We start from the raw sequence: 17,277 nt of genomic DNA, 5'->3' as shown, positions 1-17,277 counted from the left end.
ACAAATCCAGTATTTTTACTATTGTTGGATCATGAGCGACATGAGCACAATAGAAGCCAAATATCAAGCGCTGTCGAGTCGACTGGACGAGGCTGCCTTGCGTGTGTGGGCAGCGGCGGAAGCGCGCAGCCTTGGGCGCGGCGGGGTCAGCACGGTTGCCAAGGCCATTGGCATGTCGAGAACAACAATACACGCAGGGCTATCGGAACTCAAAGCGGCTGCGCCAGTGCTGTCGCCGATGAGTAAAGCGCGTAGTCGCCCACGCGTTCGGGCCACCGGCGGGGGGCGCAAGAAGCTGGCAGACAAGGATGCCAGCTTGCTCGGCGACCTTGACGCCCTGGTCGAGCCCACCTCGCGCGGCGACCCGATGTCACCCCTGCGCTGGACCTGCAAGAGCACGCACCGTCTGGCTGCCGAACTCAAGGAAAAGGGCCATCAGGTGAGTCAGCGAACGATCTGCGATTTGCTCGGCCAGATGCACTTCAGCCTGCAATCGACACGCAAGACGCGAGAAGGCGGCAAGCATGAGGATCGGGACGCGCAGTTCTCGCACATCGCCAAAACGGTGGCCGCCTACCAGGCGGTGGGAGATCCGGTCATTTCGGTTGATACCAAGAAGAAAGAGCTGATCGGTGACTTCAAAAATGCCGGCCGGGAATGGCAGCCTGCAGGCACTCCAGAGGAAGTCAGGGTTTATGACTTCATTGACTCTGAGTTGGGCAAGGTCGCGCCTTATGGTGTCTATGACGTGACACACAACAACGGCTGGGTGAACGTGGGCATTGATCACGATACCGCCGAGTTTGCCGTGCAGAGCATCAGACGCTGGTGGCTTGAGATGGGGCAAGCCGTGTACCCCAAAGCGCGTCGCTTGCTCATCACCGCCGATTGCGGTGGCAGCAATGGTTACCGGGTACGCCTGTGGCGCAAAGAGCTGCAAAGGTTAGCCGACGAGCAGCAACTGTCGATTCAAGTCTGTCACTTCCCGCCAGGCACCAGCAAATGGAACAAGATTGAACACCGCATGTTCTGCCACATCACCGCCAATTGGCGAGGTCGCCCGCTGATCAGTCGGGAGGTGGTGGTGAACTTGATTGCAAGCACGACCACCCTCCAGGGACTGCATATCAAGGCTGCGCTTGATGAAAACACTTACGCAGCGGGCATAAAAGTCTCCGATGAAGAACTCGCCGCACTGGTGATTGAACGCGATGAATTTCACGGTGAATGGAACTACCGATTGCGGCCGCACGATCAGCACGTCCAAATGTAATTGTCCAAGTTATTTTTGCTCGATTCCTTACTGTGCCTGCCCGAACGATGCCTCGGCGGTCAAGGCGGCCCAATCACTGCACAAGCGTGGCCGCAAGGCCCACGTGCTCAATGGCGGCATTGAGGGGTGGATTCAGGCCGGACTCCCGTTGGAAATCCTCAAGCCCGAAAGCCAGGCGCATGCTTAACACCGTATGACCGTGCGTTCGAAGTTATGAAAAGTAAAGGTCAAAATGATTGATCGAGGAAGCAAGCCATGCCCCTGAAAATTCAGGTGAACGAGCGGGTTTGCGTTTTCGGCGATTTTTGAAACGATGCCATTTGACGCATGCGCACTCAAGAATGCTCGAACTATCGCGAGGCCTTCATGTCGCGACTCTATTTTTGTCGGCCAGACAGCTCTATTTTTGATTTCAAGAGGCTCTGCATGAAAGTCGAACGCACGGAGTTTTTCGGATCGGACGGCCACAAGCTTGCCGCCCGGATTGATTCACCAGACGGTCCTGTTCATGCCTTTGCCTTGTTTGCGCACTGCTTTACCTGTGGCAAGGACGTTGTTGCCGCGAGCCGGATCGCCCAGGCCTTGACCGACCATGGCATTGCTGTGCTGCGCTTCGATTTCACGGGACTGGGCGCGAGCGAGGGTGAGTTCGCCAACACCAACTTCTCCTCCAACCTGGCCGATCTGATCGGCGCGGCGAATCACTTGCGCGAATCCTACCTCGCGCCGGCGCTCCTGATCGGCCATAGCCTGGGCGGTGCCGCTGTGCTCGCGGCCGCGGCGGACATGCCGGAGGTGCGCGCCATCGTGACCATCGGCGCGCCCAGTGATCCCTCGCATGTCAGCGGGCTTTTTCGCGACCATCTGGAGGAGATAGAGGATAAAGGCGAGGCCCAAGTGCAACTCTCCGGGCGGCCGTTTCGGATCAAGCGCCAGTTCCTGGTGGATGCCGCAGAACAAAATCTGGCCGAAAAAATCGCTCACCTGCGCAAGGCGCTGTTGGTCATGCACTCGCCGGTTGACAAGACCGTGGACATCGCCAATGCGATGCAGATTTTTACCGCTGCCAGGCATCCGAAGAGCTTTATCTCGCTCGACGATGCCGACCACCTGCTCTCGCGCAAGAGCGATGCCATTTATGTCGCGAAAATGATCGCAGCCTGGAGTGGCCGGTATATTGACGCCATGTTGAAGGAGTCAGCGAAAACGGATTGATGCCTCGAGGCTTTCGAATTTCGCGATGCTGCCGGCGATTTCTACAGGCGCAAACCCCCAAGAGTTCCCATGTCCAAAGTTCTTGTCCTTTACTACTCAACCTATGGCCATATCGAGACCATGGCGCAAGCAGTGGCTGAAGGCGCACGCGCTGCGGGTGCCACCGTTGACATCAAGCGGGTACCTGAAACCGTTCCGCTGGAAATTGCCAAGGGCGCGCATTTCAAACTCGAACAGGCCGCCCCCATCGCGACCATTGACGAACTCCCCCAGTACGACGCCATCATTGTGGGGACGCCAACTCGCTTTGGACGCATGCCGGCGCAAATGGCCAGCTTCCTGGACCAGGCCGGTGGTTTGTGGATGAGTGGCGCCCTGCACGGCAAGGTAGGCGGCGCCTTCACCTCCACGGCCACCCAGCATGGCGGGCAGGAAGTGACGCTGTTTTCCGTCATCACCAACTTGCTGCACTTTGGAATGATCATTGTGGGCCTGCCCTATAGCCACCAAGGCCAGATGACGCTGGACGAGATCGTGGGCGGCAGCCCGTACGGGGCGACCACCATCGCGGGCGGCCAGGGCCAGCGCCAGCCCAGCGCCATCGAGCTCGATGGCGCGCGTTTCCAGGGCAAACTCATCGCTGAAACGGCCAACAAGTTGTTCGGGGCCTGAGCGCATCTGAACGATTGAACGCATGCGATGCCAGTTCTCAATGCTGGCATCCCAAAGACGCATGCATCCGGAATGACTCTGCGCCACTACAGATGCATGATGAGTCCAATTAACGTTCAAATAATTTGAATGGTTTCGTCAATTCACAGCAACGGCAAAAGCCCCTTGGGCTCCTAAAGTAGAGGCATTGCAGCAGCCCCTTGAAAGGAGCACCTCATGATCACCCTCAGAGTTTCCAGCGACCGCGGCTACGCCGACCACGGCTGGCTCAAGTCTTTTCATTCCTTTTCCTTTGCAGGCTATTACGACCCTGATTACATGGGCTTTGGCAACCTGCGCGTCATCAATGAAGACCGCATTGCCGCCGGCCGGGGCTTTGGCACGCACAGCCACCAGAACATGGAAATCATCAGCTATGTGCTCAGCGGCGAGCTGGCGCACCAGGACAGCATGGGCAACGTCAAGGGCATCCCGCCCGGCGACGTGCAGCGCATGAGCGCGGGCACCGGCGTGCAGCACAGCGAGTTCAACCATGCCCAAGGCCAGACCACGCATTTCCTGCAGATCTGGATCGTGCCCAACATGACCGGGATTCCTCCCAGCTACGAGCAGAAAACGTTTCCCGAGCTGGACAAGCGCGGCGCGCTGCGCCTGGTGGCCTCGCCCGATGGCGCGCAGGGTTCGGTGCTGGTGCATGCCGACGCAAAGATGTATGCGGGCCTGTTCGATGGCAGCGAAGCCGCCACGCTGGCGCTTGACCCCCGCCGCAAGATCTATGTGCATCTGATTCGCGGGCAGCTTGAGGTCAACGGGCAGGTGCTGCATCAAGGCGATGCGGCCAAGCTCGAATCAGAAAACCAGTTGCAACTGGCCCATGGCCAAGCGGCCGAAGTGCTGGTGTTTGATCTGGCGCCCTGAGGCGCCGGCAGCTTGCGTGCGGGGATGGGCGTCAGGTTTTGGTACTTGCCTGTCCTCGCTTTTTAATTCATCATTTTTCCGTTTACTTTTTTGAACAAGGGAGTTCCCATGCTTGACTCACTAAAAAATCCTCTATTGCTCATCGGCCGGCTGTTGATTGCCTTGATGTTTTTGCCCGCCGGCTGGGGCAAGCTGACGGGCTTTGCCGGCAGTGTCGCCTACACCGCCTCCGGCGGCATTCCCATGCCCGAGGTCGCCACAGCCGTAGCCCTGGTCGTCGAGATCGTCGGTTCACTGGCATTGATTTTTGGTCTGGGCACACGCTGGGCTGCCTTGGCGCTGGCCTTTTTCACACTCGTGGCCAGCTTTTTCTTTCACAACTACTGGGGCGTTCCGGCCGAGCAGGCCATGGTGCAGCAACTGATGTTCTTCAAGAACATGGCCATCGTGGGCGGCTTGCTCATACTGGCAGCATCGGGTGCAGGCGACTGGAGCCTTGACGCCAAGCGCGGCAACTAAAAATCGCTTTCTGATACGTCCTGATCATGTCGCTCGACAGTGCTGAGGCCCTGTTGGGCGACATTTTTTTGCGAATACTTTCAGTACCCTTGATCCAGGTCTTTGTTCGCTGACCTTCGATGGCAAAGCGTGCCACGCCATGATTCAGCCGCGCTGTTGGCTGCTTCTCCGCAGCATCCATGCCAACCCTGCAAGGATGACCAGCAGGCCGACGATCAGGCCACTGCGCGCCAGCCAGAGCAGACTGGACGTCGCACCGCCCGCCCGCAGCGCCTTGACCTGGCCGGCCGTCACCTTGACGTCGGGGTTGCCGTACTGCTGGGTCAGGTAGGAGGCGAGGGTGGCGATCTGCACGTCGGACATCACGTCACGAAAGCCCTGCATCTTGACCTCGGGCGTTTCGCCCACGCGCTCGACGCCGTCGAGCAGCACCATCACCAGGTTGTTGCTGTTGCTGCGCCCGACGGCCGTGTTGTGAAACAGCGGCGGCAGCGCGCCATCAAAACTGCCCTGGCCGCTGGCCTGGTGGCAGGTGGCGCAGTGCGCGTCGTAGAGCTGCGCGCCGCTGAGCTGGTCGCGGTCCTTGGGCCAGGCCACGCCGCGCACGCTGCCCAGGTCATTGGATGCGCTGCCCCAGCCATGGGCCGGCTTGGTGTCGGCGGCATCGGGCAGGGCGGGCACGTTCTTGACATAGACGGCGATGGCGCGCAGGTCTTCGGGCGTGAGATGCTTCAGGCAGTGGTCCACCGCTTCGGCCATCGGACCGGCGGCCTGGGCCTTGTTGGCGACTCGGCCCAGTCGCATGTAGACGGCGATTTCCTGCACGCTCCAGCCGCCCACGCCGCTGTTGGCGTCAGACGTGATGTTGGGCGCAAACCAGCTTCCCACGTAGCCGCCGCCCAGCTCACGCCGGCTGTCTTCGGCCATCAGGCTGTTGCGCGGGCTGTGGCAGGCGCTGCAGTGCCCCAAGCCGCGCGTCAGGTAGGCGCCGCGGTTCCATTCGACGCTTTTGCTGGCGTCGGCGGAAAAGGGCTTGCTGTCAAGGAACAGCAGGTTCCACGCGGCCATCGACAGGCGGAGGTTGAAGGGAAAGGGCAGCGCCGTGGCCTGCGCCGGCGCGGCATCGACCGGCGCCACGCCCTGCATGAAGTAGGCGTACATGGCCTGCGCATCCTTGTCGCTTACCTTCGCGTACGAGGTGTAGGGCATGGCAGGGTACAGATGCTGGCCGTCGGCGCGAATGCCCTGGCGCAGCGCGTCCCTGAATTGCTGCTCGGTGTAGTGGCCGATGCCGTGCGTCCTGGATGGCGTGATGTTGGTCGCCACGATGGCGCCAATCGGCGTGGGCAGCGCCAGGCCGCCGGCCATGGACTTGCCGCCGGGGGCGGTGTGGCAGGCCACGCAATCGCCGGCGATGGCCAGATACTTGCCCCGCTGGACCAGCTCGGACGGGTTGGCCGCGCCGGTGGTTGTGGGCGCTGCGGGAGCTTCGGGGGTGGCCGCCAGCGCGCCCAGGCTGAGCAGTCCCAGCGCCAGGGCGCTGAAGCGTGCGGCAATGCGCCAGGAAAAGCGGGTTTTGTCGATCATGATGAGCCACTTTTGCTTAACTGGACTTAGAAGACGCCGGCCTGGCCACGCCGGCCTTGCCCTGCTCGGCCAGGATGTACTGCGCCGTGCGCAGCGCCACCGCAAGGGCGTTTTCGGTCGAGTTGCAGGTGCCCGAAGTCGGGAGCACGCCGGTGCTGGCCAGGAACAAGTTGTCGTGCCCGTGCGCGCGGCCCCACTGGTCGCAGACCGAGGTGGCCGGATCGCTGCCCATGCTGAGCGTGCCGCAGATGTGCTGGTTGTTGGCAAACACGCCTTCCTTGCTGGGCCGCAGGTTGGTGCCGCCCATGAGTTCGGCCACACGCTTGAAGTCCTGCGTGGAGCGCTCGTGACCCTTGCGGGTGTACTCGTCAATCGCGTAGTGGGCCTGCGGCTTGGGAATGCCCATGGTGTCCTTGTCCGCGCTCAGGGTGATGCGGTTCTCGGGGCGCGGCAGCACTTCGAGCACGTTCTTGAGGTTCATCTCGCGGGCGGCCGAGTGGCGAAGCCGTTTTTCGAACTCGATGCCGTAGACGCCGGCGCTGATCAGGTTGGCGCTGGCGCTGTCCACGCGGGAGATGTTGGTGAAGTCGAGCCGGTACGGTGCGTGCTGGGCGCGAAAGGCGCCATCGCGCATGGTGTTGATGGAGCTCGGGCTTTGCGGGCCGCGGCCCAGCCAGACGTCCTCGTCCGCGTCGAAGGTGAGCGAGGTGCTGGGGTGGTCCATCAGGTGGCGTCCGACCATGTCGTGGTGGTTGGCCAGGCCGCGCGGGAACTTGTCGCTGCTCGAGAGCAGCAGCAGGCGGGGGCTTTCAATGCCGTTGGCCGCCAGGATGAAGGTCTTGCCCCTCACGCGGTGGGATTGCTTGCCGGGGTCGTAGTACAGCGCCGCCGTCACGCGGCCCTGGCCGTCGTGTTCGAGCTGGTAGACATTGGCGTTGGCCAGCAGCTTGACGCCAGCCGCCTCGGCTGAGCCGGCCGCCAGACCGCCGTGGTATTGCGCATCAATCGGGCAGATCGGCTGGCAGCTGTTGTTGCCGCAGCACGCGGGCCGGCCGTCATAGCCGCGGCTGTTGCGCGCTGTGGTGTTGCTCACCACCTGGTACGTCGGCGCCAGCCGTTCGCGCAGGCGGCGCATGGCCCAGGCCTCGGCCACCGGCTCCATGGGGAAGGGCTTGCTGCGCGGCGAGCCGGTGTTGGGCGCGCCCGACACGCCCATGATGTCCTCGGCCTCCTGGTAGAAGGGCTCGAGGTCGTTGTAGCTCAAGGGCCAGTCCACGCCCACGCCGTAGAGGCTTTTGATCTCAAAGTCGCTGGGCACGTTGCGCCAGGCCTGGGCCGCCCAGTGCCAGCTGCTGCCGCCGACCATGCGGATGTACTCGGCCGGGTAGGGGTAGGGCCCGGCCTGGACCAGGTAGCCGTTGTCCCTGGGCAGGTAGATGGGGTGCGGCGCGGAGTCTACCGACGGATAGGGCGACATCCAGTCGCTGCGGCGCGGCGAGTTGCGAAAGCGCGCCACGATCTCGTCGCGGGTAACGCGCGGGCCGGCCTCCAGGATCAGCACGGAGGCGCCGGCCTGGGCCAGCTTGCGCGCGGTGAGCGAGCCGATGATGCCCGAGCCGATGACCACAAAATCTGCGGATAGGGTGTCGTCAGCCATGGGGATTGCCCTGCGTGGGTTGCTTTGCCCAGCTACCGTAGGCGCCATAGGCGTAGGTGGGAGGTTTGAGAAAGTCCTGCACGATCTGGGCATTGAGCGCGTCTTCGTACGCGAGGGCGCGGGATTTTTCTCCGCTGCCGACAATTCCCATGAACCATGCCCTGGCGATGTCCTGCGCCACAATTGCCAGTGCCGACTTCTCGTCGGTGAGCACCTTGTGCAGATCCGCCGGATCGATTTTTCGCTCATTGATCAGCGTGAGCAGCGCCTGCGCGGCGGCCGCAAAGCCAGCGTCGTTCGCCACCAGGGCGTCATAGAGCCGTTTGGCTTGCGTGGTGTCCAGCGTCTGGCGGCCTGCGAGGATGGCGGAAACGCCCAGGAACGCGCCTTGCTCGGCATTGGCCACGGGTTGCCCCAAGGCCCAGGGGATCAGTGAGGCGGCATAGGCGCCCAGCAGCCCGGCCAGAACGATGCGTCGCCGGGGATCGCGCGGCGCCGGGCCGTGGGGCAAGGGGCAGAGGCTGTGCTTCATATCGCGGCTCCTTTTCGCTTGAATGAGCGCCGGCGCCTCGGTGTGCCGGAAGGTTGATCCTTGAAGCCTGCTGGCCGACTGTATGCCGTTGTGGCATGAACTTTTCGTACCTGACCGGCAGGCAGGCGGTTCGCCATCCTAAACCCTTGCCAGAAAACATGCTGCACCCTGCCAGGTAAAAGGTCGATCTTCATTCGGAATCAGAAGAATCACAAATCTCGAATTCGCTCACGTGATTCGTTGACCGGCTTGGGGAAACACGGCGAGCGCTGAGCGAGCCACATCCGCTCATGATGGCATAGGCCCGGTCAGTCACAACCGTTCCCCCTGAAGCCGGTCGTGCAGCCGGCCGTAAAATCGTCGACCGGACAAGCGGTTCGGCAACCGGCGGTCGATCGCATGAACTTCGCCTGAGCGCACAACCTCCATGACACCAACAAGCAGATGGGCTGAATTCAAAAGGTTCATGCGCGAAGAGCTGCACCAACTGATGACGATCAAGCCCAGCGACCGGCTGTGGCAGATGCCCTTCGCCGCTGCGCTGGCGACCGGCCTGCCGCTGCTGGTTGGCGCGTTTTTCAACCGCATGAATTACGGCCTGGTCTCATCGCTCGGCGGGCTGGTGTTTTTGTACCTGCCTGCCACGGCGCTGTATCACCGCATGGTGACGCTGATGGCCTGTGCGTTTGCCATGGCTGCCTGCTACACGCTGGGGGTGATCAGCCACTTCTTTCCCCTGCTGATGATGCCGGTGCTGATCTTCATTGCCATCCTGGTGACCATGGTCTGCCGGTTTTACGCGCTGGGCCCGCCCAGCAGCCTGTTCTTCATCATGGCCGCGGCGATCGGCGCCTACACACCGCTGCAGGTGTTGCAGGTGCCGCTCATGGTCGGGCTGATCAGCATGGGGGCGCTGCTGGCCTTCTTGATTGCGTTCTTCTACAGTATTTATACGCTGCGCTTTCGGGAGCCGACACCCGCGTTGCCCCTGCCGTCGCCAAGTTTTGACTTCGTGGTGTTTGACTCGGTCGTCATCGGTATCTTCGTGGGCATCTCGCTGGCCCTGGCGCAGGCACTGCAATTGCACAAAGCCTATTGGGTGCCGGTGAGCTGCCTGGCGGTGATTCAAGGCGCGTCGCTGCGCGTGGTGTGGACCAAACAGCTGCACCGCGTGGTCGGTACCGGCGCCGGCCTGCTGGTGGCCTGGGGCCTGCTGCTGCTGCCGCTGGACAAATGGACGATTTCCCTGGCGGTCATGGTGCTGACTTTCGTGATCGAGATGACGGTGGTGCGGCACTACGCCTTCGCCGTCACTTTCATCACGCCCCTGACGATCTTGCTGGTGGAAGCTGCCACGCTGGGGCAAACACCACCGGCGCCGCTGATCCAGGCGCGGTTTTTCGACACCTTGCTCGGCTGTCTGGTGGGACTGGTCGGCGGCATCTGCCTGCACAGCCCAGGCTTTCGAGACCTGGTGGGCGGCCAGATGCGGCGGCTGATTCCGTCCCGCTTTGTGCGATGAGGCGCCCGACGGCCAGGGCCCTTCCATCGCCTTATCCCATCATCACATCGCCCTTACCAAACATCTTTTGACCCGCCGCGCCACCCTGCTGGGCGGTATCAGCCTGCTGGCGCTGCCCGCGACACGCCTTGCCGGCTCGCCCAAGCTGTGATTGGCACTCTTGGTCAATTTCAGGTAAACCCCAACAACCTGGTCTTCTTTGGCCGGGTTCCAGGTACGCGTGTCATGGAGCATGAATGGACTGCATTTGCGCGACCAGTGTTGAAGTTCCACCCTTCTCGATGTTGAGTATCGAGTGCGCCAGGCCAGTCAGATGGTCATGTAGCCACTGAAGGGTTTATGCAGGATTAACGTACCACAACACCGTAAGCCGCCATGAAGGCGGCGACAGCGCGTTTGACCGTCGCGTTGATTTCTTCCGTGGTGACCTCCTTCAGGACTTGAAACAGGAAGCGGTCAAACCACTCTGCTTCCATCAGCCCCCGCAGATGAAAGGCTGCGACCCGGGCATCGGCTTGCCGCAATTTACCAGCATTCATGGCCTGCTGCAGAAATTGAGCAATATCCGCCTCACTGCGCACCGGACCCAGTTCGTAGCTCTTTTTGCCCAGGTCCGAGCGTCCAGCCTCGGCAACGATGAGACGGCGCATGGCCTGCACCTGCGGGGAGTAAATCAGCGTCAGAAATCGGCGCCCGAAAAGCTCCAGTGCCAGGGTGATGTCCTCCACCGTCGAGTCCAGCGCCTCCAGCGTGGCCTGGAACTCGGCCTCTGTGGCCTCAAAGACCACCGCCGAAAACAATTCTTCCTTGGACGAAAAGTAGTTGTAGAGCGTGGCCTTGGAATAACCCAGGCGCTCGCAGATCGTGGACATGGTTGTCCGTTCAAACCCCGTTTCCTGGAACACCTCGGCGGCGGCCTGCAGGATGGCCTGCCGTCTTGTCTCGCTTTTTGCGCGCATGTCAACTTCTTTATTTTCGAACCTATGAGTTCAGTTTAGCTTGATCGGCCGGAAAACAAAGCCAAACTAAACCGATCAGTTCATTTAAGAGGATATTCATGCTTCGGCGCAGTATGCTGTCTCCGCAAGACTTGCACCGGCTGACCTTGCCCCTCGCGGCAAAACGCAGCGAGGTTTGCGTCAAGCCAGTGCAAGCTGCCCCCCGCTATTCGCCGGGCCAGCATCAATGCCTCAGTCGCGCAGCCGCTCGGCCACAAACTGTCGAAACAAACCCATCGACGGCGCTTCGGTGCGCCCGGCCAGCGTGATAAACGCAAAGCGCGCGCCGCTGGTCAGCTGGGGGGCAGTCACCAGTTCGGCGAGCTGTCCCGCCTCGATGCCGGTGCGCGCGGCGGCCAGGATGCCGAGGTAGATGGCGTCCGAGGCCTTGACCACCTCGATCAGGCTGGCAATGCTGTCGCAGCGCAGGCTCACCGCCTGCTGCGGATCAGCCCGCTGCCCGAAGAGGTTAACCAGCATACGCGCGACTTCCGCGCTCAGCGGCGTGCAGGCCAGCGGATAGCGCAGGATGTCGTCGAAAAGCATTGGCTTGCCCGCCTTCAGCAAGGGGTGGCCGCTGCGGCAGACAAAGCCGGCGCGCAGCTCGGCCAGCGGCTCGATGGCCAGATCGGGCGCTGGCGCGATGCGGCGAATGTCGATCACCAGCGCGTCAAGCGTGCGCTGGCGTAGCTGCATCAGCTGCAGCTCCGTTGCGCCCGGCGACATGCTGACCTGCACCCCGGGATGGTGCCGGGCCATGTGGAGCAGGAACGGCGTCATCAGCATCACGCCCGGCCCCGAACCCAGGCCGATGCGGATGGCGCCCAGGTCGCCTTGCTTGAGCAGCGCGGCGCTGCGGCGCAACTCGGCCGCCTCCAGCACCATGCGCCGGGCGCGCAGCGCCACGGCCTGGCCCAGCGGCGTGAGCTCGTTGCGCTTGCCCACGCGGTCGATCAGGCGCGCGCCCAAGTCGTCCTCCAGGGTCTGAATGCTGCGGCTCAGGGCCGACTGCGTGAGGTGCTGCTGCTCGGCGGCGCGGCTGAAGGAGCCCGTGTCGGCCACGGCCAGCAGGTGTTCAAGGTGTCGCAGATTCATGCTGGTCGCTTGGTGAATGAGCAAAATGAATAGTAATCACAAGAATAATGTATTGGACAAATGAATCCAGGCTGCCTAGTGTCGCGTCATGAGGTAGTTGTCGGGTAAAGCCGTTTGAGCTTGACGCGGGCATCCTTGGTCGTGAATTGCCAGTTGACTTTGGCCTGAAGATTGTCGCGGCGGCTCTGCCAGGCAGCGACTTCGCTTCGCACCGTCTCGATGCTGTCGATGCGCCGGTCCAGGCACTGGCCCACCATGACGTTGATCTCGATCTCGGCCATGTTCAGCCAGCTGCCATGCTTGGGTGTGTAGACAAACTCGAAGCGGTCCCACAGCGCCTTGGCCTGCTCGGGGGCAAACGCCTCATACAGTGAGCCCGGCGTGTGCGTGTTCAGGTTGTCCATCACCAGGGTGATGCGCTCGGCGTCAAGGTAGCTGGCCGCGATGTCCTGCAGAAACACGGCCCAGTCCAGTTTGGTTCGGCGCTCTGTGACTTTGGTCAGGCGCCGCCCGGCCAGCGGCTCGCTGGCCATGAACACGTTGCACACGCCGCAGCGTTCGTATTCGTAGTCATGGCGCTCGGGCCGGCCGGGCGCCGCCGCAATGGGCTCGCGGGTCTCGCGAATCAACTGCCGGGGCGTCTCATCCATGCACACCACGGGGTGCTTCGCATCGTAGGGCCGGCTGTAGATGTCGAGCACCTTTTCCATGGCGGCCACGAATGCGGCGCTGGCCTGCGGGGCAATCACCCAGCCGACTTTCCTCCAGGGCTTGAGCTCGTTTTTTTGAGCGCCCGCCGTACCGTCTCATGAGACACGCTGTCCACCAATTCGAGCTCGACCAACCGATCGGCCAGCAGCCGCAGCGACCAGCGGGCCTGGCCTTCGGGCGGCGCCGAGCAGCTCAGGGCCAGCAACTGTGCTTCCAGGCGGCCATCGATCTTCAGGTCGTACTCGCACTGCGAGGGTTGGCGGTTCAGGGTCAGGTCCAGGCCTTCGAGGACAAACTTCTTCTTGATCCGATCGACCTTGCGCTCGCTCACGCACAGCATGGCCGCGATGTCGCAGGTGCGGGGCCGCTCGGTGCGCTCCCCGGACTGGTCGCAGTTGAGCAGTATCAAGGCATTGATAACCTTGGACGCCGCGTGCGTGCCTTTGCCTGCGATGGCTTGCAACTCGGCTCTTTCCTGCTCCGACAAGGTGACTTTGTAATGTTCCATCCCTCATTGTCTGCGTCAATTTACTCATGACGCGACACTAGCATGCCTTAAGTGCTTTTTCCGCACCCCATTCCCAGGAGACAAATCCATGAACGCATTCAAGACATTCGGCGCCGCGCTGGCAGGCCTGCTGCTGGCCATCGGTGGCGCCCTCGCCCAGAGCTACCCGAGCAAGCCGGTCAACCTGATGGTGCCCTACCCTGCGGGCGGCCCATCCGATTCGATCGCGCGCATCTTCACCGTGCCGCTGGGCAAGGAGTTGGGCCAGCCGGTGCTGGTGGAAAACCTGGGCGGCGTCGCCGGCGCGCTGGCCGCGCAAAAGGTGCTGGCGGCGCCCGCCGACGGCCACTACCTGTTCCAGGGTTCACCTAACGAGGTGATCTTGTCGGCGCTGGGCAATGCGGCCGTCAAATTCAAAGCCGAAGACTTCCGCCTGGTGCATCCGGTGGCCGAGGCGGTGATGGTGTTCGTCGTGCGCAAGGACCTGCCGGTCAGCAATGTCGATGAATTGATCGCGCTGGCGCGCAAGTCGGGCGACAAGCCGCTGACCTACGGCAGCGTAGGCATTGGCTCGCTGTACCACCTGATCCTTGAAAACGTGCAGCAGATCGCGGGCATCACGCTGACGCATGCACCGTACAAGGGCAATGCGCCCTTGCTGCAGGACATCGGCGGCGGGCAGGTCGATTTCGCCGTGTTGGTGTACAGCGCCGGCATGGGCGCGCTGGCCGAGCAGGGGCGGCTCAAGGTGATCGGCCAGCTCGGCGGGCAGCGTTCCGAGCTGCTCAAGAATGTGCCAACCGCCAGCGAAGGCAAGGAGCTGAAGAATTTTTCGTACAAGATCTGGAGCGGCCTGATGGTGGCGAAAAACACGCCTGAAAACGTGGTGCAGAGGCTGCATAAGGCGATAGGCGCGACACTACAGGACCCTTCGGTGCGCTCGCAGTTGGCCGCGCAGACGCAACTGGCATCGCCGCCCATGTCGCTGGCCGAGTCAAGCAAGTTCTTCGAAGCCGAGACGTCGCGCTACCGCACCATTGCCAAGTCGATCAACCTGCAACCGCAGTGAGCCCGGCCCATGCACACGCTGCTTAAACAACTCCATGCGCAGGCCGATGCCTTCATCGCCCTGCGGCAAGACATCCACCGCCATCCCGAACTGGCCTTTGACGAACACCGCACCTCGGCCCTGGTAGCCGACAAGCTGCAGGGCTGGGGCTACGCGGTCGAGCGCGGCCTGGGCGGCACCGGCGTGGTGGGGCGGCTGGTGCGCGGCAGCGGCAAGCGCCAGCTCGGGCTGCGCGCCGACATGGATGCGCTGCCGATCATTGAAGCCACCGGCCTGCCGCACGCCAGTTGCCACGAGGGCGTGATGCACGCCTGCGGCCACGACGGCCACACGGCGATGCTGCTGGCCGCCGCCCAGCACCTGGCGGAGCACGGGGACTTTACCGGCACGCTGAACCTGATCTTCCAGCCAGCCGAAGAAGGCGGCGGCGGCGCGCTGCGCATGATGGAGGGCGGCCTGTTCGACAAATACCCGTGCGACGCGGTCTTCGCGATGCACAACATGCCCGGCGTGCCGCAGGGCCGGCTGGTGCTGCGCGAAGGCGCGGCCATGGCCTCGTCGGACTATGCCACTGTCACGCTGACCGGCGTGGGCGGCCATGGCGCCATGCCGCACCGCGCGGTTGACCCCGTCGTGGCGGCCGCCAGCATTGTCATGGCGCTGCAGACCATCGTCTCGCGCAACATCGACCCGCTGCAGATGGCTGTGGTCACCGTGGGCGCCCTGCACGCCGGCAAGGCCAACAACGTGATCCCGCAAGCCGCGACACTGGAGATCAGCGTGCGTGCGCTGGACCGCGAGGTGCGCAGCAAGCTGGAGCAGCGCATCAAGGCGCTGATCACCGCACAGGCCGAAAGCTTTGGCGTCACGGCACAGATCGACTGGCGGCCCGGCTATGCGGTACTGGTCAATACGCCCGGGGAAACCGCTTTTGCCCGCGAGGTCGCCCTGGAACTGGTCGGCGCCGAGCAGGTGACCCTGCAGGGCCCTGCCTTGTCCGGCAGTGAAGACTTCGCCTTCATGCTCGAGCGCGTGCCCGGCAGCTATTTGCTGATCGGCAACGGCGAAGGCGACAGCGCCGGCGCCTGCATGGTGCACAACCCCGGCTACGACTTCAACGACGCCAGCCTGCCCCTGGGCGCGGCCTACTGGGCGCTGCTGGCGCAACGCTTTCTGGTCTGAGCCAGTCGCAGTGCCTTGAAAAAAACGGCACCCGAGCGCGCCGTTTTGTTTGGTGCGCCCAGCATGGGCGCGCTCTGGCTCTGACAATCATCCAGAGCGGAATCACCCTGAATTTCATTCACAGCATTCAAGGAACTCAGCGAGTTTTTGCTACTTAATTCATAGCTTCTTGCGCAGACTACGCCCGCACCATTGGCATATTCGATGCTAAATATTCGTTTGCTGGCTAAAACGAATGCTAGCGGTAGTTTGTGGAACCAAGTAGTGCCCAGCCAGTCCAAGTGACAGGAGGGTTCACATCATGTCTGCTCGTCTTGCATGTCCTCCTGCACCGGGATCCCTGGAGGCTTTTGCGGTGCAGTTCGACCCTTTGTTCCAGACGCTGGCCCAACGCCAGGGCTTTCGCACCTATCTGACTGGATTGCTGCTGCCGCGCGACCGGTCCAAGACGCTGACGGCGCTGGTCGGCGCCGAGCCCTTGGTCCAAGCTCAGATAGCCGAAGTGCAGCGGCTGCAGTTTTTGGGCTCGTTAACAAATAACTTTTTCAATTAACCATGATCAGATATTCTCTGGCGTATGGCAATTGATTCAGTGGTCAAGCAACGGTGGGAAGTGATGCGCGAGGCGCTCGACGAGCGGCAAAGGCGCCTGCTGGTGGGCGTTGAGGCAAAGGTTCTGGGGCGCGGCGGCGTGGCTGCCGTCGCGCTGGCCACAGGCGTGTCGCGCACCACCATCAGGGCCGGACTCAGTGAAATCGAGGCGATAGGGCAGACGGGGCAAGCCGCACAGCAGACGCACGCACTGCCAGGTCGCACGCGCCAGGCCGGCGCAGGGCGCAAAAAGATCGAGCTCAAGGATGCAACGCTGCTGCCAGACCTGCTGGCGCTCGTGGACGCAACGACCCGCGGGGACCCGGAGTCGCCTCTACGTTGGACTTGCAAGAGTTTGCGTAATTTGGCCGACGAACTCAAAGCCAAAGGGCACGCAGTGAGCCACGTGGTGGTGGGCAAACTCCTCAAGAGCCAGAACTACAGTTTGCAGTCCAACGTCAAGGCCATCGAAGGCAACCAGAGTCCTGATCGCAACGCCCAGTTCGAGCACATCAACAGCCGGGTCGCTGCGGCCCTGGAGGCCGGCGTGCCGGTGATCTCGGTGGACACGAAGAAAAAGGAACTGGTCGGCGCGTACAAGAACGCCGGGCAGCAGTGGCTGCCCGGTGGCGAACCCGTCAAAGTGAAGGTTCATGACTTCATTGACAAGGAGCTCGGGCGGGCCAATCCTTACGGGGTCTATGACATCGGCGCGGACGAAGCCTGGGTGGGCGTTGGCACCGACCATGACACCTCAGCCTTTGCCGTGCAGACGATCCGGCGTTGGTGGCTGAGCATGGGGCAAGAACGCTACCCGCAAGCCCGACGGCTGCTCATCACTGCTGACGGCGGCGGCAGCAATGGGCATCGCGTGCGGCTTTGGAAGCTCGAATTGAGCCGCCTGGCGCAGGAGACGGGACTGGACATTGAAGTGCATCACTTCCCGCCGGGCACGAGCAAGTGGAACAAGATCGAGCACCGACTGTTCTCGTTCATCACGATGAACTGGCGCGGGCGCCCCTTGATCAGTCACGAGGTCATTGTCAGCCTGATTGCCGGCACCAAAACACGCAGCGGCCTGAGCGTTCGCGCCGAACTCGACAGCGCCGAGTACCCCAAAGGGCAGGTGGTCTGCGATGAAGACTTCGCCGCCATCAAGCTCGAGCGGCATGAGTTTCATGGAGATTGGAACTACTGCATTCGCTCTGACCTAAACTGACCAACTTAT

General features: G+C 62.3%; 15 protein-coding genes and 1 pseudogene. 10 read left to right on the top strand and 6 right to left on the bottom strand.

Annotated features, from left to right (window positions below; all coding sequences use genetic code 11):
- Positions 1-31: 31 nt before the first annotated feature.
- From ABLV49_RS22135 to ABLV49_RS22115, 5 genes are all read left to right on the top strand, one after another.
- On the top strand, positions 32-1,273 hold the full coding sequence (locus tag ABLV49_RS22135; protein ID WP_349281983.1) for an ISAzo13 family transposase: 1,242 nt from the start codon (positions 32-34) through the stop codon (positions 1,271-1,273).
- Between the two features lie 426 nt (positions 1,274-1,699).
- Positions 1,700-2,488 (top strand): alpha/beta hydrolase family protein, encoded by a 789-nt coding sequence (locus ABLV49_RS22130; RefSeq protein WP_349282466.1) that lies wholly within the window; start codon positions 1,700-1,702, stop codon positions 2,486-2,488.
- Between the two features lie 69 nt (positions 2,489-2,557).
- Positions 2,558-3,160, top strand: coding sequence for an NAD(P)H:quinone oxidoreductase (gene wrbA, locus ABLV49_RS22125; RefSeq protein WP_349281981.1), 603 nt, complete (start codon positions 2,558-2,560; stop codon positions 3,158-3,160).
- 216 nt (positions 3,161-3,376) lie between these two features.
- Positions 3,377-4,078 carry a pirin family protein gene (locus ABLV49_RS22120; RefSeq protein WP_349281980.1) on the top strand — a complete coding sequence of 234 codons (702 nt, stop codon included), beginning with the start codon at positions 3,377-3,379 and terminating at the stop codon, positions 4,076-4,078.
- A gap of 108 nt (positions 4,079-4,186) precedes the next feature.
- Positions 4,187-4,597, top strand: coding sequence for a DoxX family protein (locus ABLV49_RS22115; RefSeq protein WP_349281978.1), 411 nt, complete (start codon positions 4,187-4,189; stop codon positions 4,595-4,597).
- A gap of 144 nt (positions 4,598-4,741) precedes the next feature.
- Here the strand turns inward: ABLV49_RS22115 and ABLV49_RS22110 are convergent, their stop codons facing one another.
- Genes ABLV49_RS22110 through ABLV49_RS22100 form a run of 3 tightly spaced genes read right to left on the bottom strand, consistent with a single transcriptional unit; the run spans position 4,742 to position 8,373 of the window.
- Positions 4,742-6,184 (bottom strand): cytochrome c, encoded by a 1,443-nt coding sequence (locus tag ABLV49_RS22110; protein ID WP_349281976.1) that lies wholly within the window; start codon positions 6,182-6,184, stop codon positions 4,742-4,744.
- 16 nt (positions 6,185-6,200) lie between these two features.
- Positions 6,201-7,841: a GMC family oxidoreductase gene (locus tag ABLV49_RS22105; RefSeq protein WP_349281974.1), complete on the bottom strand. Its 1,641-nt coding sequence runs from the start codon at positions 7,839-7,841 to the stop codon at positions 6,201-6,203.
- Positions 7,834-8,373 carry a sugar dehydrogenase complex small subunit gene (locus ABLV49_RS22100; protein ID WP_349281973.1) on the bottom strand — a complete coding sequence of 180 codons (540 nt, stop codon included), beginning with the start codon at positions 8,371-8,373 and terminating at the stop codon, positions 7,834-7,836. The genes ABLV49_RS22105 and ABLV49_RS22100 overlap by 8 nt, the downstream gene beginning before the upstream one ends.
- A gap of 427 nt (positions 8,374-8,800) precedes the next feature.
- On the opposite strand from ABLV49_RS22100, the gene ABLV49_RS22095 reads away from it, so the two are divergent.
- The gene (locus tag ABLV49_RS22095; protein WP_432280030.1) at positions 8,801-9,895 is read left to right on the top strand and encodes an FUSC family protein; all 1,095 of its coding nucleotides are present in this window, start codon (positions 8,801-8,803) and stop codon (positions 9,893-9,895) included.
- 347 nt (positions 9,896-10,242) lie between these two features.
- On the opposite strand, the gene ABLV49_RS22090 is transcribed toward ABLV49_RS22095, so the two are convergent.
- The 3 genes from ABLV49_RS22090 to ABLV49_RS22080 form a co-directional block, all read right to left on the bottom strand.
- The gene (locus ABLV49_RS22090; RefSeq protein WP_349281969.1) at positions 10,243-10,854 is read right to left on the bottom strand and encodes a TetR/AcrR family transcriptional regulator; all 612 of its coding nucleotides are present in this window, start codon (positions 10,852-10,854) and stop codon (positions 10,243-10,245) included.
- 231 nt (positions 10,855-11,085) lie between these two features.
- Positions 11,086-11,988 (bottom strand): LysR family transcriptional regulator, encoded by a 903-nt coding sequence (locus tag ABLV49_RS22085; RefSeq protein WP_349281968.1) that lies wholly within the window; start codon positions 11,986-11,988, stop codon positions 11,086-11,088.
- 86 nt (positions 11,989-12,074) lie between these two features.
- Positions 12,075-13,207, bottom strand: a protein-coding gene (locus tag ABLV49_RS22080; RefSeq protein ID WP_349281966.1) for an IS630 family transposase whose coding sequence is annotated in 2 segments (ribosomal slippage) — positions 12,075-12,775 and positions 12,775-13,207 — 1,134 coding nt in all. Because the reading frame shifts where the segments join, the coding sequence is not laid out codon by codon here.
- Positions 13,208-13,295: 88 nt separating this feature from the next.
- Between ABLV49_RS22080 and ABLV49_RS22075 the strand changes: the two genes are divergently transcribed.
- The 4 genes and pseudogenes from ABLV49_RS22075 (at position 13,296) to ABLV49_RS22060 (ending at position 17,268) form a co-directional block, all read left to right on the top strand.
- Positions 13,296-14,276 carry a tripartite tricarboxylate transporter substrate binding protein gene (locus tag ABLV49_RS22075; RefSeq protein ID WP_349281964.1) on the top strand — a complete coding sequence of 327 codons (981 nt, stop codon included), beginning with the start codon at positions 13,296-13,298 and terminating at the stop codon, positions 14,274-14,276.
- 9 nt (positions 14,277-14,285) lie between these two features.
- Complete coding sequence (locus ABLV49_RS22070) at positions 14,286-15,458, top strand: M20 aminoacylase family protein (protein WP_349281962.1); 1,173 nt, start codon at positions 14,286-14,288, stop codon at positions 15,456-15,458.
- A gap of 301 nt (positions 15,459-15,759) precedes the next feature.
- Positions 15,760-15,978: pseudogene (locus ABLV49_RS22065) on the top strand (IS701 family transposase); the annotation flags it as partial.
- Between the two features lie 57 nt (positions 15,979-16,035).
- Positions 16,036-17,268, top strand: a complete 1,233-nt coding sequence (locus tag ABLV49_RS22060) for an ISAzo13 family transposase (RefSeq protein ID WP_349281958.1) — start codon at positions 16,036-16,038, stop codon at positions 17,266-17,268.
- The last annotated feature ends 9 nt before the right edge of the window (positions 17,269-17,277 follow it).

This window comes from Polaromonas hydrogenivorans (assembly GCF_040105105.1).
Classification (GTDB): Bacteria; Pseudomonadota; Gammaproteobacteria; order Burkholderiales; family Burkholderiaceae_C; genus Polaromonas; species Polaromonas hydrogenivorans.
Note: the sequence above shows the minus strand (reverse complement) of the source record. Positions and strands in the feature narration are given on the sequence as shown.